The organism is Kineococcus haloalkalitolerans, assembly GCF_050871905.1.
GTDB lineage: Bacteria > Actinomycetota > Actinomycetes > Actinomycetales > Kineococcaceae > Kineococcus.
This window is the reverse complement of the sequence record NZ_JBJLSH010000016.1, coordinates 24,241-44,638: the sequence shown is the minus strand read 5'-3', so window position 1 is coordinate 44,638 and position 20,398 is coordinate 24,241. Positions and strand designations below refer to the sequence as shown.

Here is a 20,398-nt window from a genome sequence, read left to right as displayed (position 1 = left end):
TGAGCACATGTCAGCGCCACCGGAGCACCGTGACCCGACCCCTCACGCACCCTCGGAGCAGACCCCGGCGACCCCGTCCCGCTACCCGCTGGACCGGGTCGTCTTCGCGGTCAGCGCGGCCGCCGTGGCCGTGTTCCTCGCCGTCGCCCTGCTGTTCACCGAGCGCTTCGCCGACGTCACCGGCGGCGTCCTCAGCTGGCTGACCACCAACTTCGGCTGGGCGTTCGTCCTGGGCGCCACCGGCTTCGTCGGCTTCTCGTTCTGGCTCATGCTCTCGCGCCACGGCAAGATCCGCCTCGGCCGCGACGACGAGCGCCCGGAGTTCTCGACCGTCTCGTGGTTCGCGATGATGTTCAGCGCCGGCATGGGCATCGGCCTGCTCTTCTACGGCGTCAGCGAGCCGATCTCGCACCTCTCGACGGTGCCGGAGGCCAACATCCAGCCGCTCACCCCCGAGGCCGAGCGGTACTCGATGGTCTACAGCCTGTTCCACTGGGCGCTGCACCCGTGGTCCATCTACGCCGTCGTCGGCCTCGCGCTGGCCTACGCCTGGTACCGCAAGGGCCGCACCGGCGGCTTCTCCGCGCCCTTCGCGCCGCTGCTGCGCGGGCGCACCGGCCCGGCGAAGGTCATCGACGTCCTGGCCATCTTCGCCACCCTGTTCGGCACCGCCACCTCGCTGGGGCTCGGCGCCGCGCAGATCAACGGCGGTCTGGACGCCGTCTTCGGTGTCCCGATCACCGCCACCACCCAGGTCCTCATCGTCGTCGTCCTGACCGCCTGCTTCACGCTGTCGGCCTTCAGCGGCATCCAGCGCGGCATCAAGTGGCTGTCCAACACCAACATGGTGCTGTCGGTCGTGCTGCTGTTGTTCCTCTTCGTCGTCGGCCCGACGGTCTTCATCCTCAACCTCGCGCCCACCGCCACCGGCAACTACCTCACGCAGCTGCCGCGGATCTCCTTCCGCACCGGCGCCTACGGCGGCACCGAGTGGCTGACCGGCTGGACGATCTTCTACTGGGCGTGGTGGATGTCGTGGGCGCCCTTCGTCGGCAGCTTCCTGGCCCGCATCTCGCGCGGCCGCACCATCCGCCAGTTCGTCCTGGGCGTCGTCGCGGCCCCCAGCGTCATCGCGGTCCTGTGGTTCTCCGTGCTGGGCGGGACCGCCCTGCACGCGCAGATGATCGAGGGGCTGGACCTGGCGGGCATCACCGCCCAGGAGAGCCAGTTCTTCGCGCTGCTGGACTCGCTGCCGCTGTCGGCCGTCAGCTCGCTGCTCGTCATGGTCATGATCGTCATCTACTTCGTGACCAGCGCCGACTCGGCGAGCCTCGTCATGAGCTCGCTCAGCTCCCAGGGCGCCGACGAGCCGAACCGCCTCGTCACGGTGGTCTGGGCGCTGCTGATCGGCGCGACGGCGGCCATCCTGCTGTGGGTCGGCGGCGCGACGGGCGACGACTCGTCCATCACCGCCCTGCAGAACATCGCGATCATCGTGGCGGCGCCGTTCCTGGTGGTCATGGTGGCGCTGTGCGTGGCCCTGGCCAAGGACCTGCGCAGCGACCCCGCCTCGCCGCCCGCGGGCTTCCTGCGCGACACCACCCCGACGGGGCGCGGGGCCACGGCGGCCACCGCCGCGGCGCCCTCGGACGGCGCCGCCCGCACCGCTCAGGACCCCGGGCGGGACTGACCGGAGCCGGCCCGGCCGTGCGCGGCAGCGTCGCTGCGCACGGCCCCACCCGGCGGCCGCCGGCCCTACCCCGTGGCCGCGGCCAGCTCCTGCATCGCCGCCACCAGCGGCACGTCCCCGGGCAGCCAGTCCACGTCCCCCCAGGAGCCCAGCTCCAGCCGCAGCAGCCGGTCGTGGTCGGCCAGGCACGCTGGCTCCCCCTCGGTGACCAGCGCCCACCACACGCGCATCACCAGGTCGCCGCCCAGCGGCCAGCCGGCCGGCCGCGGCGGGAGGACCTCAGCGCCCAGCCGCACCGCCACGCCCAGCTCCTCGCGCAGCTCGCGGTGCAGGGCCGCGCGCGGCTCCTCCCCCGGCTCGACCTTCCCGCCGGGCAGCTCCCAGCGCCCGGCCAGGGCCGGCGGGGCGCTGCGGCGGGCCGCCAGCAGCACGTGCGGGCGCTCCAGGTCGTCCACGAGCGCGGCGCCCACCACCAGGCGCGTCACCCGGCACCGCCCGCAGCGGGCTCGGCGGCGGGGTCGGTCACGGGGTCGGGCAGCGGCTGCGCGCCGCGCTCGGCGAGGTAGCGCTCCAGCAGCTGCGACTCTCCGGCCTGGCTGGTGGCGATGGCACCGGCCAGGCGCCGGACCTGCTCCGTCGTCGCGCGCTCGGCCCCCACCTGCGCCATCTCCAGCCCGCCGCGGTGGTGGCGCAGCACCAGCTGCAGGAACCGCACCTCGTACTCCGCGCCCTCCAGCTCCCCGAGCTCCGCCAGCTCGGCCGCCGTGGCCATGCCCGGCATGGTGCGGCCCTCCTCCAGCTGCTCCAGGTGCCGGGCGTGGGTGTCGGTGCCGGTCATCCACGCCATGACGGGCGCGCTGGAGGTCAGCGGCTGGCCCCACACCAGCAGCAGCTGCTGCATCCGCCCCACCTGGTTGGTCTGGGTGGAGGAGATGTCGACCGCGAGCTGGCGCACCTCCGCGCTGGGGGCCCGCTGCACCGCGTCGAAGGCCATCGCGACGGCCTGCTGGTGGTGGGTGGACATGTCGTGGGCGAAGCCGACGTCGACGGACTGCCCGCCCGGCGCGGTCGGCAGCGCCCGGCCCAGCAGGACACCGGCGAGCAGGGCGGTCAGCAGGCCGACGAGGGCCACCAGGACGGTGCGGGCGCTCACGATCGGTGCGTCAGGCCGCCGGGGTGCCGGTGCCGTTGGTGCACAGGGCGCCCGGCTCGGGGGTCTGCTCGCCCTGCACGAAGCGGGCCAGGAAGGCGCTGATCCGCGGGTCGTCGACGCTCTCGAGGGTCAGCTGGTGGTTCCAGGCGGACAGCACGACCGGGGAGGGCAGGCCGTCGCGCGGCGACAGCAGCGTGTACGGGCGGCCGGAGACGGCGTCGCGCAGCTGCTCGACCTGCTCGGCGGGCAGGTCCGGGCGGTAGGTGATCCAGACGGCGCCGTGCTCCATGCTGTGCACCGCGTGCTCGTCCTGGACCGGCTCCTCGTAGACCCCGCAGTTCTGCCACACGGGGTGGTGCGGCCCGCCGACCGGCGGGCTCTCGGCGTAGTCCTGCGGGTCCTCGGTGTGCAGCTCGGCGTTGCTGTAGGTGGAGGTGCTCACCGCGTCCAGGGACGGCGGGTCCGGCTGACGCACGATCACCGCGGTGACCGCGGCGGCGATCCCCAGCACCAGCACGGTGGGCACGGCCACGACGAGCAGGGTGCGCCGGCGCGCCCGCGCGCGCTCCTCGCGCTGCATGGCGGCCACCCGCGCCGCGCGCGCCTCGCGGCCGCCTCCGGTGCCCGCCCGGCCGGTCTTCCCGGCCTGCCCGGTGCGCTCGTCCTGCCTGTCGGCCATCGTCTCCCTCTCGCACGGCCGCCGGAGGTGGCGGCTCCCCAGTCTGCAACGACGGGCGCGGCCGCGGCGTTCACCGGCGCGGTGTGGCGAGGGACACCCCCGGCGGTCCGGGGACGGACGCGCCCGTCAGGGACGGCGGCGGCGCAGCTGCTCCTCGCGGCGCGCCCACTCCCGGTGCGCCGGACGCGGGTGGGCGAGGGCCGCGTCCACCCGGTGGCGGGGGCTGGTGCGCCACGCCACGACGACGATGCCGACCACGACCGCGGCGGCGACGGTGCCGAGGACCACGAGCATCCCGACACCATAGGCGCTCGAGGCCCGCGCGGTCTCGCCGGGCGGGGCGCGCCCCGCCCGGCTCAGCGCCTCAGCGGCCCAGCTCGATCTTCCCGCCGGGGATCGCGTCGAGCAGCGCCCGCGTGTACGCCTGCTCCGGGGCCGCGAACACCCGCTCGGTGCTCGCCGCCTCGACCAGGCGCCCCTTCTCCATGACGACGACGTCGTCGGCGATCTGCCGGACGACGGCCAGGTCGTGGGTGATGAACAGGTACGTCAGCCCCAGCTCGGCCTGCAGGTCGTTGAGGAGGGTGAGGATCTGCCCCTGCACGAGGACGTCCAGGGCGCTGACGGCCTCGTCGCAGACGACGACCTCCGGCTGGAGGGCCAGCGCGCGGGCGATGGCCACGCGCTGGCGCTGCCCGCCCGACAGCTCGTTGGGGTAGCGCCGGATCGTCGCCGCCGGCAGGGCCACCTTGTCGAGCAGGTCGCGCACGCGCGCCTCGCGCGAGGCCGCGTCGCCGATGCCGTGGACGCGCAGCGGCTCCTCGATCGTGCGGTAGATGCTGAACGAGGGGTCCAGCGAGCCGTACGGGTTCTGGAAGATCGGCTGCACGCGGCGGCGGAAGTCGAACTGCTGCCGCCGGTCCAGCGTCGTGATGTCGACGCCGTCGAAGCGCACGGTGCCGGAGGTGGCCGGCAGCAGGTTGAGCACCATCTGCGCCACCGTCGACTTGCCCGAGCCCGACTCGCCCACCACCGCCGTCGTGGTGCCCCGCCGGACGGCGAAGCTGACGTCGTCGACGGCCTTGAGCTTCTCCCCGCGCGGGCCGGCGCCGCGCAGCGTGAAGACCTTCGTGAGGTTCTCGACCTCGATGACGTCCGGGGTCTCCTCGACGCCCACGGAGCTGCCGGCCACGGCGGCCTCGTGCGCCCGGTGGGCGTGCTCGACGACCTCCGCGCGCGGCGCGGAGGACTCCAGGCGGCGCGAGGCCAGCGAGGGGGCGGCGCTGACCAGGCGCTGCGTGTACGGGTGCTGCGGGTCCTGCAGGATCTGCAGCGCCGGTCCGGACTCGACGACCTGGCCCTTGTACATGACGACCAGGTGCTCGGCGCGCTCGGCGGCCAGCCCCAGGTCGTGGGTGATGAGCAGGACGGCCGTGCCCAGCTGGTCGGTCAGCCCGTCGAGGTGGTCGAGGATCTGCCGCTGCACGGTGACGTCGAGCGCCGAGGTGGGCTCGTCGGCGATGAGCAGCCGCGGCCGCGAGGCCAGGCCGATGGCGATGAGGGCGCGCTGGCGCATGCCGCCGGAGAACTCGTGCGGGTACTGCTTCAGGCGGCGGTCGGCGTCGGACAGGCCGGCCTCGGCCAGCAGCTCCGCGGCGCGCTGCTTGGCGGCGCGGCCCTTGGCCAGCCCGTTGGCGGCCAGCGCCTCGCGGACCTGGAAGCCGATCGTCCACACGGGGTTGAGGTTGGACATCGGGTCCTGCGGCACGAGCCCGATGTGCTTGCCGCGCAGGTTGACGAACTCGCGCTTGGAGGCGTGCGCGATGTCCTTGCCGTCGAAGTGGACCTCCCCGCGCACGACCTTCCCGTTGCCGGGCAGCAGGCCGATGACGGCCTGGGCGGTGGTCGACTTGCCGGAGCCGGACTCGCCGACGATCGCCACGGTCTGCCCGGGGTAGACGGTCAGGTCCGCGCCGCGGACGGCGTGCACGGCCCGGCCGCCGGAGGAGAAGTCGACGTGCAGGTCGCGCACCTGCAGCAGGGGCGCGGTCGCGCCGCCGGTGGTGGGCGCGCTCATCAGCGGGTCCGCCCCTTCGGGTCGAGGGCGTCGCGCAGCGCGTCGCCGAGCATGAGGAAGCTGAGGACGGTCAGCGACAGGCCCATCGCCGGCCACAGCAGCACCCACGGGTCGGTGCGCAGCGTGGCCTGGGCACGGCTGATGTCCCCGCCCCAGGAGACGATGTTCGGCGGCAGGCCGATGCTGAGGAAGGACAGCGTCGCCTCGGCCGCGATGAACGTGCCCAGCGAGATCGTCGCGACGACGATCACGGGCCCGAGCGCGTTGGGCACCACGTGCCTCACGAGCGTCTTGGCGCGCGACAGGCCCAGGGACTTCGCGGCCGTGACGTACTCCTGCGTCTTCACCTGCAGCACCGAACCGCGCATGATGCGCGCCACCTGCGGCCAGCCGAAGACGGACAGCGTGAGCGCCACCGTGAGGCTGTTCCGGGTGTCGAGCATCTGCATCAGGATGATGCCGCCGAGCAGCAGCGGGATGGCGAAGAAGACGTCCGCCAGGCGCGAGAGCACCGCGTCCAGCCAGCCGCCGAAGAAGCCGGCCAGGGCACCGACGGTGCCGCCCACCAGGACGACCAGCAGCGTGGCGACGATCCCCACGCTCACCGAGGCGCGAGCTCCGAAGACCAGGCGCGCGTACACGTCGGTGCCCTGCTGGGTGAACCCGAGGGGGTGCCCGTCGGCCGGGCCCTCCAGCGAGCGGCTCAGGTCGGCGAAGCGCGGGTCCACCGAGGTGAACCACGAAGGGAACAGCGAGACCACCACGAGCAGCAGGATGATCAGGCTCGGGACGATGAACAGCGGCCGGCGGCGCAGCTGGCGCCAGGCGTCGGCCCACTGGCTGGTCGGCGGGGCCTGCTCGTCGACCGCGTCGACCGCGGCCAGCGGCGTCTCCTCCAGCGGGGCGACGAAGCGCTCCTGCCCCGGGCGCACGGCGGTGGGGCGGCGGTCAGACATAGCGGATCCTCGGGTCCAGGACGGCGTAGAGCAGGTCCACGACGAGGTTGGCGAGCAGGTAGACCATGACGAGGATCGTGACGACCGACACGACGGTCGGGCCCTCGCCGCGGATGACCGACTGGTAGACGAGGTTGCCCACGCCCGGCACGTTGAAGATGCCCTCGGTGACGATCGCACCGCCCATGAGGGCGCCCAGGTCCGCGCCGAGGAACGTCACGACGGGGATGAGGGAGTTGCGCAGCACGTGCACCGTGACCACCCGCGGGCGCGACAGGCCCTTGGCGGTGGCCGTGCGGACGTGGTCGGCGGACAGCCCCTCGGCCACGGAGTTCCGCGTCAGCCGCAGCACGTACGCGAAGCTCAGCGCGCCCAGCACGAAGCCGGGCAGCAGCAGGTCGGTGAAGCCCGGGTCACCGCCCACGGTGGGGCTGACGATCCCCCACTTGACCCCGAAGAGGAACTGGGCGACGAAGCCGAGGACGAAGACCGGGACGCCGATGACGACGAGGCTGACGAACAGGACCGTGGAGTCGAACCAGCCGCCGCGGCGCAGGCCGGCCAGCAGGCCGAAGGCGATGCCGAAGACGGCCTCGACCGCGAGCGCGACCAGCGCCAGCTTCACCGTGACGGGGAACGCGTCGGCGATGAGGTCGATGACGGGCCGGCCGGTGAAGGACTGCCCGAAGTCCAGGGTCAGCACGCCCTTGATGAACAGCAGGTACTGCACGAGGAAGGGCTGGTCGAGGTTGTACTGCGCGCGCAGCCGCGCGGCCGTGGCCTCGTTGACGCCGCGGTCGCCGAACAGGGCGGCGATCGGGTCGCCGGGGAGCAGGAAGACCAGCGCGTAGATGAGCAGCGTCGCGCCGAAGAAGACGGGCACCATCTGCAGCAGACGGCGCCCCACGTACCAAGCCATGGCGGGGGCCTCCTCGGGGCGGTGCGCTCAGGGCTGGGCGCCGCCCCGGTCGAGCGGTCGGGTGGCCCGGCCGCCGGACGCCGGCCGGGTGGTCCGGGAGCCGCGACGCTGCGGCTCCCGGACCGGGTGCGTCAGGCCTTGGTGACCTCGTAGTACAGCGGCTGGCTGTCCCACCCGAACTCGACGTTCTCCACGGTCTCGGCGGAACCGGCGCTGACGTTCTGGTACCACAGCGCGATCGCCGGCAGGTCCTGGAAGAGGATCGTCTGGGCCTGGTTCCACAGCTCCGCGGCCTGGTCGACGTCGGTGGTCGACCCGCCCTGCACGAGCAGCGCGTCGAACTCCGGGTTGCTGTAGTCGCCGTCGTTGGAGCTGCCGCCGGTGCCGTAGTTCGGCCCGAGGAAGTTGTACAGCGACGGGTAGTCCGCCTGCCAGCCCGAGCGGAACGCCGTCTGGATGCTGCGGGCGTTGACCTCCGAGCGCAGCTGGGCGAACGTCGCGTACGGGCGGCCCTCGGACTGGATGCCCAGCGTCTGGCGCAGGCCCGCGGTCACCGCGTCGACCCAGCCCTGGTGCGGGCCGTCGGCGTTGTAGGCGATGTCGAAGCTGCCGGTGAACGGCTCGAGCGCCTCGGCCTGCTGCCACAGCTGAGCGGCCTGGTCGGGGTCGTAGTCCAGGACCTCGTTGCCCTCGATGGAGTCGCTGTAGCCGTTGATGACCGGCGAGGTGTAGTCGCGGGCCGGGGTGCGGGTGCCCGAGAAGATCTGCTCGCAGATCGTCTCCCGGTCGATCGCCAGCGAGATCGCGCGCCGGCGCAGCTGGCCGGCCTCGCCGGTCATGCCCGGCATGTACTGCGGGATGGTGAACGCCTGGAAGATGGCGGCCGGCTGGTTCACGGCGCGCTCGCCGAGGTCGGACTCGAAGACCGTCAGCGCCGAGTCGGGCATCTGGTCGAGGATGTCCAGGTTGCCGGAGGTCAGGTCCGCGTAGGCCGCGTCCTGGCTCTCGTAGAAGATGAAGGCCAGGCCGCTGTTCTGCGCGGCGCGGGGGCCGTCGTAGCTGTCGTTGGGCACCAGGTCGATGCGCACGTTGTGCTGCCAGGCGCCCTCCTGGGCCAGCATGTACGGCCCGTTGCCGACGGGGTTCTCCCCGAAGGCCTCCAGGTCGTCGTACGCCGACGGGGGCAGCGGGTAGTAGGCCGAGTAGCCGAGCCGCAGCGGGAAGTCGCCCTCGGGCTCGGTCAGCGCGACGGTGAAGGTGGTGTCGTCCACGACCTGCAGGCCGGACATCGTCTCGGCCGTCGGCGGGTCCGCCTGGACCTCGTCGTAGCCCTGGATGGGCGAGAAGAAGTAGGCCTGCAGCTGGTCGTTGGTGAGCAGCGCGGTGTAGTTCCAGGCGTCGACGAAGTCCTGCGCCGTGACCGGCGTGCCGTCGGACCAGGTCTGGCCGGAGCGGATGCGGATCGTGTAGTTCTGCGCGTCCGTGGTCTCGATGGACTCGGCGAGGTCGTTCTGCACCGAGCCGTCGGCCTCGTAGTAGCACAGGCCCGCGTAGATGTTCTGGATGATCCGGCCGCCGCCGACCTCGTTGGTGTTCGAGGGGAGCAGCGGGTTCTCCGGCTCGGTGCCGTTCGCGGTGATCGCCTCGCCGGCCGCGCCGCCGCCGTTCTCGCCGCCCTCGCCGGTGCCGCCCTCGTCGTCGGAGCCGCAGGCCGCGAGCGCCGCGACGGAGGCGACCCCGAGACCGCCGAGCAGGCCCTGGCGGCGGGAGAAGACGGGTCCGCCGGCGACGATCCCGATGCGGGTGGGCTTGTCGTCCTGGTCGTTGCTGCTCACGGTGCAGCTCCTCCTCGTCGGCACGTCACGTGGGCAGGTTGCCCAGGGGGTGTCCCTCCCGACGGTCAGGTTGCCCACCAGGAGGTGAGCAGAACGCTAACACCACGGGTGGTGGCCCCTGCGCACGACGCGGCTGACGGCCGGGCGCCGTCGCCCGCTCGGGACCAGGGTGCCCCGCGCGGGCGACCCCCGGCAAATCGGCGTCCGGCTGCGCCGCAGCGCTTCCGCGCACCCCGCCGGACCCCCGCTGGGCGGCGGCTGGGAACTCGCCGGGAGCGCCTCAGACGTTGAAGCGGAACTCCACGACGTCGCCGTCGGCCATGACGTAGTCCTTGCCCTCGACGCGCACCTTGCCCTGCGCCTTGGCCTCGGCCGTCGACCCCGCGGCCACGAGGTCGTCGAAGGCGACGACCTCGGCCTTGATGAAGCCGCGCTGGAAGTCGGTGTGGATGACGCCGGCGGCCTCCGGCGCGGTGGCCCCGCGGCGGATCGTCCAGGCGCGCGCCTCCTTGGGCCCGGCCGTCAGGTACGTCTGCAGGCCCAGCGTCGCGAAGCCCACGCGGGCCAGCTGGTCCAGGCCCGACTCGGTCTGCCCGACGCTGGCCAGCAGCTCGGCGGCCTCCTCGGCGTCCAGCTCGGCCAGCTCGCTCTCCAGCTTGGCGTCCAGGAAGACGGCCTCGGCGGGGGCGACGACGGCGCGCAGCTCGTCCTTGCGGGCCTCGTCGGCCAGGACGGTCTCGTCGACGTTGAAGACGTACAGGAAGGGCTTGGTGGTCAGCAGCCCCAGCTCGCGCAGCAGCGGCAGGTCCACGTCGTCGGCGGCCGTGGCCGAGTGCAGGGTGCGCCCGGAGTCCAGGACGGCCTGCGCGCGCTGGGCCGCGGCGAGGACGGCGGGGTCGGTCTTCTTGCCCTTGACCTCCTTGTCCAGGCGCGGCAGGGCCCGCTCGAGGGTCTGCAGGTCGGCCAGCACGAGCTCGGTGTGCACCGTCTCGATGTCGTCGGCGGGGTCGACCCGGCCGGCGACGTGCACGACGTCGGGGTCGGCGAAGGCGCGCGTGACCTGGCAGATCGCGTCCGCCTCGCGGATGTTCGCCAGGAACTTGTTGCCCAGGCCCTCGCCCTCGCTGGCGCCCTTGACGATGCCGGCGATGTCGACGAAGGACACGGTGGCGGGCACGACGCGCTGGCTGGCGAAGAGCCCGGCGAGCACGCCGAGCCGGGGGTCGGGCAGCGGCACGACGCCGACGTTCGGCTCGATCGTGGCGAAGGGGTAGTTGGCGGCGAGCGCGTCGTTCTTCGTCAGCGCGTTGAAGAGCGTGGACTTGCCGACGTTGGGGAGACCGACGATGCCGATGGTGAGAGCCACGGGGACGGGAGTCTACCGGCGCGGGCGCGCCCGCCGGGCGGGCGGGCGGCCGGGGCTGTCGGGCCCGGCTGGCACAGTGCGCCCATGAGCACCGGCACCGCCCTCCTGCTGCTCGCGGCCCTGCTGCTCGGCGCCCTCGCCGGTGCTCTGGCGACGCGGTGGGCGCTGCGCACCGCGCAGGCGGCGGCCACGGCGGCCCTGGTGGCCGAGCGGGACCTGCTGCGCGAGCGGGTCGCGGAGCTGCGCGAGCGCGCCGACGGCGAGCGGGAGGTCACCGCGGCCCTGTCCCCCGTGGCCGACACCCTCGACCGGGTCGAGCGGCAGGTCGCCGTCCTCGAGCGCGACCGCGTCGAGCAGTTCGCGCGGCTGGCCGAGCAGCTGGCCGCGGTGCAGGCGGGCGCGGAGGCGCTGCGCGGGGAGACCGCCTCGCTGGCCGGGGCGCTGCGCGCCTCCAGCTCGCGCGGCTCGTGGGGGGAGGTGCAGCTGCGCCGCGTCGTCGAGCACGCGGGCATGCTCGATCGCGTCGACTTCGCCGAGCAGTCCTCCCTGACCACCCGCGAGGGGCGCGCCGTGCGCCCCGACCTCGTCGTGCACCTGCCGGGCGGCAAGCACGTCGTCGTGGACGCCAAGGCGCCCCTGGCGGCGTTCCTGCGCGCCGGGGAGGCCGACGGCGAGGACGCGCGCCGCGAGGGGATGCGCGCGCACGCGCGGGCGCTGCGCGGCCACGTGGACGCCCTGGCCGCCAAGGAGTACCCGAGCGCCGTGGAGGACTCCCCCGACGTGGTCGTCTGCTTCATCCCCGGCGAGGCGTTCCTGGCGGCGGCCTGCCGGGCGGACCCGGAGCTGCTGGAGCACGCCATGGCCCGGCGCGTGGTGCTCGCCACCCCGACGAGCCTGCTGGCGCTGCTGCGCACCGTGGCGCTGACCTGGCAGCAGGACGCGGTGGCCGGCGGCGCGCGCGAGCTGTACGAGGCGGGCCGGCAGCTGTACGAGCGGCTGGGCACCCTGGGCGGGCACACCGCCTCCCTGGGCCGCACGCTGCACCGGGCGGTGGAGGACTACAACCGCCTGGTCGGCACGCTGGAGCGGCGCGTGCTGGTCTCCGCCCGCCGGCTGCGCGAGCTGGACCTGGCCGACGAGGACCTGCCGCGCGCGGAGCCGCTGGAGGACGCGGTGCGGCCGCTGACCGCTCCCGAGCTGCTCGACGACGCGGCCGGCGCGGCTCCCGACGCCGGCGCCGGGGTCGAGACGCCCCTCAGACGGGCGTGACGGGCAGCTGGCGGCGCTTGAGGTCGCGGCGCAGGTCGGTGGGCAGCGAGAAGACGAGGTCCTCCTGCGCGGTGGTGACCTCCTCCACCTGCGCGTAGCCGCGCTCGGCCAGGTGCGCCAGCACGTCGCGCACCAGGACCTCCGGCACGGAGGCGCCCGAGGTCACCCCGACCGTGGTGACGCCCTCGAACCAGGCCTCCTCGACCTCGTGGGCGCCGTCGACGCGGTGGGCGGCGCGGGCGCCGCCGTCCAGGGCCACCTCCACCAGGCGCACCGAGTTGGAGGAGTTCGCCGAGCCGACGACGATGACGAGGTCGGCCTCGGGGGCGATCTTCTTCACCGCCACCTGCCGGTTCTGGGTGGCGTAGCAGATGTCGTCGCTGGGCGGGTCCTGCAGGTGCGGGAAGCGCTCGCGCAGCCGGCGCACCGTCTCCATCGTCTCGTCGACGCTCAGCGTCGTCTGCGACAGCCACACCAGCTTCTCGGGGTCGCGCACCCGCACGGCGTCCGCGGCCTCCGGGCCGTCGACGAGGGTGATGTGCTCGGGCGCCTCGCCCGCGGTGCCCTCGACCTCCTCGTGGCCCTCGTGGCCGATGAGGAGGATCTCGTAGTCCTGCTTGGCGAACCGGGTGGCCTCGCGGTGCACCTTCGTCACCAGCGGGCAGGTGGCGTCGATGGCCTTCAGCGAGCGCGCGTCCGCCTCCGCGCGCACCGCCGGGCTGACCCCGTGCGCGCTGAAGACGACCGTCTCCCCCTCGGGCACCTGGTCGGTCTCGGCGACGAAGACGGCGCCGCGGGCCTCCAGCGTCCGCACGACGTGCTTGTTGTGCACGATCTCCTTGCGCACGTAGACGGGCGCGCCGTACAGGTCCAGCGCCTTCTCCACGGCCTCGACGGCCCGGTCCACGCCCGCGCAGTAGCCGCGCGGCGCGGCCAGCAGGACGCGCTTGCCGCCGTCCCACGCCGCGCGCTCGCGCGCGGCGGCCAGGGTCGCGGTGTCGCTGCAGTCGTCGGCCGGCGGGAGGGTGGTGTCGAGGGTCGTCGGCTGGGTCACCTCCCCATGGTAGGTCGCCGGTGCGACGCGGTCGCCGGGAGCGGACGGGCGGGAGCGCGGTCGGCAGCGGTGGGCCAGGATGGTGCGCCGTGCCCGCCAGCGACCCCGCACCGCCGCCGCGCCGCCGGCCCGCGACCGCGGCCGAGACGACCGCGGAGGACCCGTGGCCCGTGCGGCTGCTCGCCGCGAAGATGGACGCCTACATCGCCAAGATGCCCTGGACGTGGGTGGAGGGGCAGGTCGTGCAGGTCAGCGACCGGCCCGGCTCCTCCGTGGTCTTCCTCACGCTGCGCGACGCCGACACCGACATGTCGCTGCCGGTCACGCTGGCGCGCCGGGTCGTGGCGCGGCTGCGGGCGACGATGCCCGACGGCCTGGCGCACGGCACCCGGGTCGTCGTGCACGCCAAGCCGGAGTTCTTCACCCGCCGCGGCACGCTGAGCCTGGCCGCCGACGACGTGCGCCCCGTCGGCGTCGGGGAGCTGCTGGCCCGCCTGGAGCACCTCAAGCGCGTCCTGACCGCCGAGGGCGTCTTCGACGCCGACCGCAAGCGGCCGCTGCCGTTCCTGCCGCGCACCGTCGGCCTGGTCTGCGGGCGCGCCAGCGCCGCCGAGCGCGACGTGGTGGAGAACGCCCGCGCGCGCTGGCCCGCGGTGCGCTTCGAGGTCCGCGAGGTGGCCGTGCAGGGCCCGTCGGCGGTGACCGAGGTGGTCGCCGCCGTGCGGGAGCTGGACGCGCTGGCCGCCGTCGACGTCATCGTCGTGGCCCGCGGCGGCGGCAGCGTGGAGGACCTGCTGCCCTTCAGCAACGAGACGCTGGTGCGGGCGGTGGCCGCCGTGCGCACGCCCGTCGTCTCGGCCATCGGGCACGAGGTGGACTCCCCCCTGCTGGACCTGGTCGCCGACGTGCGCGCCTCCACGCCCACCGACGCCGCCCGCCGCGTCGTGCCGGACGTCGTCGGCGAGCTGGACGGCCTGCGGCTGCTGCGCGCCCGCGCCCGCCGCGGCGTCGAGCAGCGCCTGGCCCGGGAGGAGGCCGGGCTGGCGGCGCTGCGCAGCCGCCCGGTGCTGGCGCGGCCCCTCACGCTCGTGGAGGTCCGCGAGGCGGAGGTGGCGGCCGTCCGCTCCCGGGCCCGCTCGGCGCTGGTGGCGCGGCTGGACCGGGCCGGGGTGGAGGTGCGGCACCTGCGCGCCACGGTCACCGCCCTGTCGCCGGCGTCCACGCTGGCCCGCGGCTACGCCGTCGCCCAGCGCCACGACGGCGCGCTCGTGCGCGAGCCCGCCGACGCGCCGGCGGGCACCCCGCTGCGGCTGCGGGTGGCCGGCGGCGAGCTGGCGGTGACCGTCGACGGCGCGCCGGAGCCCGCGGGCGCAGGCGGCTAGGGTCGCGGCGTGCCGGACCAGCAGCAGCCGCCCGCCAGCCCCGCCGGCCCCGCCGGCCCCGCCGGCCCCGCCACCGCGGGCGTGGAGGACCTCGGGTACGAGCAGGCCCGCGACGAGCTCGTGGACGTCGTGCGCCGGCTGGAGGCCGGCGGCACGGGGCTGGAGGAGGCCCTGGCCCTGTGGGAGCGCGGGGAGGCGCTGGCCGACCGCTGCACGCGCTGGCTGGAGGGCGCCCGCGCCCGCCTGGACGCCGGGACGGCGGCCGCCGACGAGGACGACGACGAGACGGACGACGAGGACGAGCCGGAGGACGCCCCGCGGGGTTGAGCGACCCGGCGGGCGGTGGGCCCGGCGAGCCGGGTTCAGCCGGCCGGCTCGCCCCACTCGACGCCGGCGGCGGTCCAGCCGTCCAGCGTCGCGGTCACCAGCTCGGCCAGCTCGTCGAAGTCGGCGTCGCCGGCCACGAGGACCGTCAGGCCGTCCTGCTCGCGCACGAGGCTGTAGCGGCTGCGGTCGTCCTGGCGGAAGCGCTGCCACTCCAGGCCGCCCACCTCCTGCGTGCCGTCCTCGACGCCGTTGGAGGTGTAGGCGCCCTGCCAGCGCGCGGTGGCGTCGCGCGCCACCTCCAGCGCGAGCGGGCTGCCCTGCGCGCTGACGTACCCCACGTGCCAGGTCGTCACGTCGTCGGTGGAGCGGGTCACCTCCGCGGAGGTGGGCGTCCAGCCCTCCAGCCCCTGCGGGACGGGCGGCTCGAAGGACAGGCGGGAGCGGGCGCCCTCGGCGGCGTTGGCCACGTCCGCGGCCGGCTGCTCGATCGCGTTGGGCCGCGGGACCACCCACACGACGGCCACGACGATGCCGAGGATCACGGCCATCGAGATCACCATGGAGCGGATGTCGCCGCCGCCGCGGCGCCGCGGCACGCCCTGCCGGGGGTCGGTGGCTCCCGCGGGGGTCCCGGTCGTGCTCACCGCCCCATGGTCGCACCCGCGCCGCGGCCCGGTCGCCCGCGGGGCCGCCCGAGGGCCCGCGGGGGCGGCGGGGCCCGCCGCTACAGTGCGGGACCAGTCGAGCCCGGAGGTCAGCGATGTCCCAGTCCCCCACTCTCCCTGCGGCGCTCGCCGTCGGGCAGGAGGCCCCCGACCGCAACCTGGCGATGGAGCTGGTGCGGGTCACCGAGGCCGCCGCCATGGCCGCCGGCCGCTGGGTCGGCCGCGGCGACAAGAACAAGGCGGACGGCGCGGCCGTCAACGCCATGCGGGTGCTCATCAGCACGGTGAGCATGGACGGGACCGTGGTCATCGGCGAGGGCGAGAAGGACGACGCGCCCATGCTCTTCAACGGCGAGCGCGTCGGCGACGGCACCGGCGCCGAGTGCGACGTCGCAGTGGACCCCATCGACGGCACGACGCTGACGGCGCGGGGCATGCCGAACGCGGTGGCGGTCCTGGCCGTCGCCGAGCGCGGCACGATGTACGACCCGAGCGCCGTCTTCTACATGGACAAGCTCGTCGCCGGGCCGGAGGCCGCCGACGTCGTGGACATCCGCCTGCCGGTGCGCGAGAACGTGCGCCGCCTGGCCAAGGCCAAGGGCCGCGGCGTGGAGGACGTCACCGTCTGCATCCTGGACCGCCCGCGGCACGAGCGGCTGGCGCAGGAGGTGCGCGACGCGGGCGCGCGCATCAAGTTCATCTCCGACGGCGACGTGGCCGGTGCCGTGATGGCGGCCCGCGAGGGCACCGGGGTGGACCTGCTGCTGGGCGTCGGCGGCACCCCCGAGGGGATCATCACCGCCTGCGCCATGCACTGCCTGGGCGGCACCATCCAGGGTCGGCTGGCCCCGCGCGACGACGAGGAGAAGCAGAGGGCGCTGGACGCCGGGCACGACCTGGACGCGGTCCTGGACACCGGGCAGCTCGTGGCCTCCGGCAACGTCTACTTCGTCGTCACGGGCATCACCGACGGCGAGCTGGTCGACGGGGTGCGCTACCGCGGCGACACGATCACGACCTCCAGCATCGTCATGCGCAGCAAGTCCGGGACGATCCGCCGGGTCGAGAGCGAGCACCGGCTGTCGAAGCTGCGCGCGTACGCCTCGGTCGACTTCACGGGCGCCAGGTGACGGGCGGCGCGGCGGGCGGGCGGGCCCGCGCGGTCGTCGTCGGCGAGGCGCTCGTGGACGTCGTGCGCACCGCCGACGGGCGCACGGGCGAGCACCCGGGCGGCAGCCCGCTGAACGTCGCCTACGGCTTGGGCCGGCTCGAGCACGAGGTGCACCTGCTGACCCGGCTGGGCGACGACGAGCGCGGAGCCCTGCTGCGCGCGCACCTGGAGTCCGCGTCGGTGCGGTTGCTGCCGGGGGCGGTCGACGACCGGCCCACGTCCGTGGCGCGCGCCGAGGTGGACGAGCGGGGCCGGGCCTCCTACGAGTTCGAGCTGGAGTGGTCGGTTCCGGAGGCGCGGCTGCCGGCCGACGTGGACCTGCTGCACACCGGGTCGATCGGCGCGGCCGTCGCGCCGGGCGCCGACACCGTGCTGGACCTGGTCTCGGGCCTGGCGGGCACGGTGACCACCAGCTACGACCCGAACGTGCGGCCGGCGTTCTTCGCCTCGCCGGAGGACGCCCGCCGGCGGGTGGAGCGCTTCGTGGAGGCCGCCGACGTCGTCAAGGCCTCCGACGAGGACCTGGCGTGGCTGTTCCCGGGCGTGGACCCGCTCCGGATCGCGGCGCAGTGGCAGCGGCGCGGCCCGGCGCTGGTCGTCGTCACCCGGGGCGGCGAGGGCGCGGTCGCGGTGGCCGACGCCGGGACGGTGGACGTGCCGGCGCCGCGGATCGAGGTCGTGGACACCGTCGGCGCCGGGGACGCCTTCATGTCGGGGCTGCTGGACGCGCTGGCGGCGCACGGCCTGCTGGGCGGTGCGGCGCTGCCGGCGCTGCGCGCGGTGGACGAGCCGGTCCTGCGGGCGCTGGTCGCGACGGCGGTGCGCTCGGCGGCGCTGACCTGCCGGCGGGCCGGCGCGGCCCCGCCCACGCGCGCCGAGCTGGACGCCGGGGAGCTGGACGCGCCGGCGCCGCAGCCCGCCGGCTGAGGACGGGCGCCCGGGCCGCTGCCAGCGGCTGCGGGCGGCTACCGGCGGCGCAGGGCCCGGCGCAGGGGCGCCAGCGCGCGGGCGCCGCCGGTGCTGCCGGCGCGCCGGGCGCTGACCGCGAGGACGTCGCGGGCGCGGCCGGCGGCGCTCGCGGCCGCGTCTCGGGCGGTGCCCGCGGCGTCGGCGACGGCCGCGAGGCGCTCGTGGCGGCGCAGCTCGTCGCGGTAGGTGCGCCGCAGCACCGCCAGGCGGTCGACGACACCGGGCAGGAGGCCGTGGCTGAGGGGCACGACCACCACGCGGACGGTGCGCCGGGTGGTGCGCTCCATGCGGCGCTTGTAGGCCTCCTCCCCGCGCAGGAGGTCCAGCTCGCGGTAGCCGGACAGGACGGCCCGGCGCCGGGCCCGCAGCAGCAGCAGCGTGCCGGGGCCGTAGGGCGCCCAGCGGGCCCGGTAGGACTGCAGGTAGCCGTGCAGGGCGCGGGGCCCGGCGAAGCACAGCGTGTAGGCGGCCAGCTCGCCGTCCACGCGGAGCCCCGACAGCTGCACGACGGGGCGGGGCGCCTCGCGCAGGACGTCGGTCAGGGTCCGCCCCGACGCCCCCCGCCACGGCCGGCGGCGCGCGGCGGCCCGTGGGTGGGCGGCGTCCACGGCGGCCAGCTCGTCCACCAGCGCGGCCACGGCCTCCGCCTCGGCGGCCGCGTCGCCGGCGGCGGGGGCCAGCGCCCGGGCCAGGAGGTCGTCGACGACCTCCAGGCGGCCGGCGGCGGCCAGGCGGCGCCACTGCCGGCGCTCCTCGTGGCGGACGCGGCGGCCGAGGGCGGCGTCGTGCTCGGCGACGGTCGCGGGCAGCGGCACGGCGTGCACGACGGCCTGCGGGACGAGGCGCACGCTGCGCTCGCGGGCTCGCGCCCACTGCGCCAGCGGCTCCAGCAGGGGGTCGTCGGCGGGCACCTGCTCCAGGTCGAGCAGGGCGTCGGGCACGGCGTGGGCCACGGCGTCCAGGACGGCGGCCACGAGCCGGCCGGCGGGCACCTCGGCGTCGGGGTCGGCCAGGACGGTGGTGTAGTCGCTGACCCCCGCGCCCAGGGAGGTGACGACGGGCCGCGAGGCGCCGGTCGCGGGCAGGACGGCGAAGGCGCCGAAGGCGAGCAGGCGGCCCTGGCGCCGCGCGGAGACCAGTAGGGGCTCGCCGGTCCCGAGGTGGGTGTGCACGGCGCGCAGCCAGTCCGGGCCGCAGAACGGCGGGGCACCGGCGGCCACGGCCAGCGCGCGCCACTCGGGCACGGGGGCGGAGGCCAGCTCGCGCCGGACGGAGACCTGCAGGCCCTCGGCGGGGTCGGTGACCAGCGCGAGACCCGGCGTCCCGGTCGTCGCTGCGGCCGGGCGCGGGACGGGCAGGGCGCCCGCCGGGCGGGCGCCGCGCTCGTGCGCCAGGACCGGCTGCGGCGAGCAGGGGTCCGCCAGCGCGTCCGTCACCCGTCCACCTCTCGCCGCGGTGGCCCGGCACGTCCCCGGACCCGTGCGCCGCACCCTAGCCCCGCGCCGGCCCGCCGTCGGTGAGGACGGCGCCGCGCCCCGCGACTATCGACGCGCGGTCACCGCCTCTCACCGACAGCGATCGGACGAGGAGGTCAGGCGGAGACCCGGTCCTCGTTCTGGGCCTGCGCGCGCTCCAGGGACCGCCTGCGCAGCTTCTCGGACTGCTCCGCCAGCTTGCGGGCCTGCTCCTCGTCGCGGGTGAGGTTCTCCCCCGTCGACGGGTCGAAGACGTGCATGCGCCGCGGGTGGAACCACAGGCGCGCCGTGTCGCCGCCGACGATGCTGCTCATGGCGTCCAGGGTGACCACCAGCTGGCTGCGCAGGCTCTCGCCGTCCAGCTCGCGGTCCAGCTGCTCCAGCTGCTCCTTGGTCTCGGCCGCCGCCTCGAAGGGGACGTAGGCGTACAGCTCGTTGCCCAGCCACTCGGTGACGTCGACCTGGGCCTCGAAGGAGACGGCGCCCTCGGGGACGTCGGTGACCTCCGCGTCGTCGAAGTGCTCCGGGCGCACCCCGGCGATGAGCAGCTTGCCCTCGTGGCCGCCGTCGCGGACCACGGCCGGCGCCGGGACCTCGCAGAACGGCAGCTGCAGCCGGTCGCCGGCCACCCGCGCGGGCAGGAAGTTCATCGGCGGGGCGCCGATGAACCCGGCCACGAAGAGGTTGACGGGCTGCTCGTACAGCTCGCGCGGGCTGGCGACCTGCTGGAGCACGCCCTTGCGCAGGACCGCCACGCGGTCGCCGAGGGTCATCGCCTCGGTCTGGTCGTGGGTCACGTAGACCGTCGTGGTCCCCAGCGAGCGCTGCATGCGGGCGATCTCGGTGCGCATCTGCCCGCGCAGCTTGGCGTCGAGGTTGGACAGCGGCTCGTCGAACAGGAACGCCTTGGCGTCGCGGACGATGGCCCGCCCCATGGCCACGCGCTGGCGCTGGCCGCCGGACAGGTTCGCCGGCTTGCGGTCCAGGTGCTCGTGCAGCTCGAGCATGTCGGCCGCCCGCTGGACGCGCTGGTCGATCTGGGCGCGGTCCAGCTTCCCCTTGGCCAGGGTCATCGGGAAGGCGATGTTCTCGCGCACCGTCAGGTGCGGGTAGAGGGCGTAGTTCTGGAACACCATGGACAGGTCCCGGTCGCGCGGGGCGAGGTCGTTGACCCGCTTGCCGTCGATGAGCAGGTCACCCTCGCTGATGTCCTCCAGCCCGACGATCATCCGCAGCAGGGTCGACTTCCCGCAGCCGGAGGGGCCGACGAGGATGACGAACTCGCCGTCGGCGATGTCCAGGCTGACGTCGTTCACGGCGGGGAACCCGTCCCCGTACTTCTTGACGATGTTCTTCAGCTCGATGCGCGCCACGTCGAACCTCCTCGCTGCGGCCGTGCCGCGGGTCTCGG

Annotated in this window: 19 protein-coding genes; 6 read left to right on the top strand and 13 right to left on the bottom strand. The window is 75.1% G+C overall.

All coding sequences use genetic code 11. The features are described from left to right. The first annotated feature begins 7 nt into the window (after nucleotides 1-7). On the top strand, nucleotides 8-1,690 hold the full coding sequence (locus ACRYMY_RS08410) for a BCCT family transporter (RefSeq protein ID WP_432546813.1): 1,683 nt from the start codon (nucleotides 8-10) through the stop codon (nucleotides 1,688-1,690). Nucleotides 1,691-1,755: 65 nt separating this feature from the next. Here the strand turns inward: ACRYMY_RS08410 and ACRYMY_RS08405 are convergent, their stop codons facing one another. From ACRYMY_RS08405 to ychF, 9 genes are all read right to left on the bottom strand, one after another. Further along, complete coding sequence (locus ACRYMY_RS08405; RefSeq protein WP_432546812.1) at nucleotides 1,756-2,175, bottom strand: NUDIX domain-containing protein; 420 nt, start codon at nucleotides 2,173-2,175, stop codon at nucleotides 1,756-1,758. Continuing rightward, nucleotides 2,172-2,843, bottom strand: a complete 672-nt coding sequence (locus tag ACRYMY_RS08400) for a DUF305 domain-containing protein (protein ID WP_432546811.1) — start codon at nucleotides 2,841-2,843, stop codon at nucleotides 2,172-2,174. Before ACRYMY_RS08400 ends, ACRYMY_RS08405 begins: the two co-directional genes overlap by 4 nt. 10 nt (nucleotides 2,844-2,853) lie before the next feature. After that, the gene (locus tag ACRYMY_RS08395) at nucleotides 2,854-3,522 is read right to left on the bottom strand and encodes a DUF3105 domain-containing protein (RefSeq protein WP_432546810.1); all 669 of its coding nucleotides are present in this window, start codon (nucleotides 3,520-3,522) and stop codon (nucleotides 2,854-2,856) included. 126 nt (nucleotides 3,523-3,648) lie between these two features. Further along, nucleotides 3,649-3,816, bottom strand: coding sequence for a hypothetical protein (locus ACRYMY_RS08390; RefSeq protein WP_432546809.1), 168 nt, complete (start codon nucleotides 3,814-3,816; stop codon nucleotides 3,649-3,651). A gap of 70 nt (nucleotides 3,817-3,886) precedes the next feature. Then, nucleotides 3,887-5,599: a dipeptide ABC transporter ATP-binding protein gene (locus ACRYMY_RS08385; RefSeq protein ID WP_432546808.1), complete on the bottom strand. Its 1,713-nt coding sequence runs from the start codon at nucleotides 5,597-5,599 to the stop codon at nucleotides 3,887-3,889. Then, complete coding sequence (locus ACRYMY_RS08380) at nucleotides 5,599-6,555, bottom strand: ABC transporter permease (RefSeq protein WP_432546807.1); 957 nt, start codon at nucleotides 6,553-6,555, stop codon at nucleotides 5,599-5,601. The genes ACRYMY_RS08385 and ACRYMY_RS08380 overlap by 1 nt, the downstream gene beginning before the upstream one ends. Then, a complete protein-coding gene (locus tag ACRYMY_RS08375; RefSeq protein ID WP_432546806.1) occupies nucleotides 6,548-7,474 on the bottom strand; it encodes an ABC transporter permease in 927 nt (308 codons plus the stop codon). The genes ACRYMY_RS08380 and ACRYMY_RS08375 overlap by 8 nt, the downstream gene beginning before the upstream one ends. 131 nt (nucleotides 7,475-7,605) lie before the next feature. Then, a complete protein-coding gene (locus ACRYMY_RS08370) occupies nucleotides 7,606-9,228 on the bottom strand; it encodes a peptide ABC transporter substrate-binding protein (protein ID WP_432546843.1) in 1,623 nt (540 codons plus the stop codon). A gap of 361 nt (nucleotides 9,229-9,589) precedes the next feature. Further along, a complete protein-coding gene (ychF, locus tag ACRYMY_RS08365; RefSeq protein ID WP_432546805.1) occupies nucleotides 9,590-10,675 on the bottom strand; it encodes a redox-regulated ATPase YchF in 1,086 nt (361 codons plus the stop codon). Between the two features lie 84 nt (nucleotides 10,676-10,759). Between ychF and ACRYMY_RS08360 the strand changes: the two genes are divergently transcribed. Further along, on the top strand, nucleotides 10,760-11,944 hold the full coding sequence (locus ACRYMY_RS08360) for a DNA recombination protein RmuC (RefSeq protein ID WP_432546804.1): 1,185 nt from the start codon (nucleotides 10,760-10,762) through the stop codon (nucleotides 11,942-11,944). Here ACRYMY_RS08360 and ACRYMY_RS08355 read toward each other — a convergent pair. Next, nucleotides 11,931-12,932 carry a 4-hydroxy-3-methylbut-2-enyl diphosphate reductase gene (locus tag ACRYMY_RS08355; RefSeq protein ID WP_432546842.1) on the bottom strand — a complete coding sequence of 334 codons (1,002 nt, stop codon included), beginning with the start codon at nucleotides 12,930-12,932 and terminating at the stop codon, nucleotides 11,931-11,933. The genes ACRYMY_RS08360 and ACRYMY_RS08355 overlap by 14 nt on opposite strands. 155 nt (nucleotides 12,933-13,087) lie before the next feature. On the opposite strand from ACRYMY_RS08355, the gene xseA reads away from it, so the two are divergent. Continuing rightward, entirely contained in the window at nucleotides 13,088-14,380 is a 1,293-nt protein-coding gene (gene xseA, locus ACRYMY_RS08350; RefSeq protein ID WP_432546803.1) for an exodeoxyribonuclease VII large subunit, read from the top strand. Nucleotides 14,381-14,461: 81 nt separating this feature from the next. Further along, nucleotides 14,462-14,707: an exodeoxyribonuclease VII small subunit gene (locus ACRYMY_RS08345; protein WP_432546841.1), complete on the top strand. Its 246-nt coding sequence runs from the start codon at nucleotides 14,462-14,464 to the stop codon at nucleotides 14,705-14,707. 35 nt (nucleotides 14,708-14,742) lie between these two features. Here ACRYMY_RS08345 and ACRYMY_RS08340 read toward each other — a convergent pair whose 3' ends face one another. Continuing rightward, a complete protein-coding gene (locus tag ACRYMY_RS08340) occupies nucleotides 14,743-15,351 on the bottom strand; it encodes a DUF4245 domain-containing protein (RefSeq protein WP_432546802.1) in 609 nt (202 codons plus the stop codon). 116 nt (nucleotides 15,352-15,467) lie between these two features. Here ACRYMY_RS08340 and glpX point away from each other — a divergent pair, with 116 nt between their 5' ends. Both glpX and ACRYMY_RS08330 read left to right on the top strand, forming a co-directional pair. Then, entirely contained in the window at nucleotides 15,468-16,502 is a 1,035-nt protein-coding gene (gene glpX / locus ACRYMY_RS08335; RefSeq protein ID WP_432546801.1) for a class II fructose-bisphosphatase, read from the top strand. Beyond that, complete coding sequence (locus ACRYMY_RS08330) at nucleotides 16,499-17,470, top strand: carbohydrate kinase family protein (RefSeq protein WP_432546800.1); 972 nt, start codon at nucleotides 16,499-16,501, stop codon at nucleotides 17,468-17,470. Before glpX ends, ACRYMY_RS08330 begins: the two co-directional genes overlap by 4 nt. A gap of 38 nt (nucleotides 17,471-17,508) precedes the next feature. Here the strand turns inward: ACRYMY_RS08330 and ACRYMY_RS08325 are convergent, their stop codons facing one another. Then, nucleotides 17,509-18,948 carry a GNAT family N-acetyltransferase gene (locus tag ACRYMY_RS08325; RefSeq protein ID WP_432546799.1) on the bottom strand — a complete coding sequence of 480 codons (1,440 nt, stop codon included), beginning with the start codon at nucleotides 18,946-18,948 and terminating at the stop codon, nucleotides 17,509-17,511. Nucleotides 18,949-19,103: 155 nt separating this feature from the next. Continuing rightward, nucleotides 19,104-20,360, bottom strand: coding sequence for an ABC transporter ATP-binding protein (locus ACRYMY_RS08320; protein WP_432546798.1), 1,257 nt, complete (start codon nucleotides 20,358-20,360; stop codon nucleotides 19,104-19,106). Nucleotides 20,361-20,398: the final 38 nt, after the last annotated feature.

What these genes read in the sequence shown, in the direction of transcription:
- ACRYMY_RS08410 (WP_432546813.1), top strand. Translation starts at nt 8, where the DNA reads ATGTCAGCGCCACCGGAGCACCGTGACCCGACCCCTCACGCACCCTCG.
- ACRYMY_RS08395 (WP_432546810.1), bottom strand. Translation starts at nt 3,522, where the DNA reads ATGGCCGACAGGCAGGACGAGCGCACCGGGCAGGCCGGGAAGACCGGC.
- ACRYMY_RS08390 (WP_432546809.1), bottom strand. Translation starts at nt 3,816, where the DNA reads ATGCTCGTGGTCCTCGGCACCGTCGCCGCCGCGGTCGTGGTCGGCATC.
- ACRYMY_RS08385 (WP_432546808.1), bottom strand. Translation starts at nt 5,599, where the DNA reads ATGAGCGCGCCCACCACCGGCGGCGCGACCGCGCCCCTGCTGCAGGTG.
- ACRYMY_RS08380 (WP_432546807.1), bottom strand. Translation starts at nt 6,555, where the DNA reads ATGTCTGACCGCCGCCCCACCGCCGTGCGCCCGGGGCAGGAGCGCTTC.
- ACRYMY_RS08375 (WP_432546806.1), bottom strand. Translation starts at nt 7,474, where the DNA reads ATGGCTTGGTACGTGGGGCGCCGTCTGCTGCAGATGGTGCCCGTCTTC.
- ACRYMY_RS08360 (WP_432546804.1), top strand. Translation starts at nt 10,760, where the DNA reads ATGAGCACCGGCACCGCCCTCCTGCTGCTCGCGGCCCTGCTGCTCGGC.
- glpX (WP_432546801.1), top strand. Translation starts at nt 15,468, where the DNA reads ATGTCCCAGTCCCCCACTCTCCCTGCGGCGCTCGCCGTCGGGCAGGAG.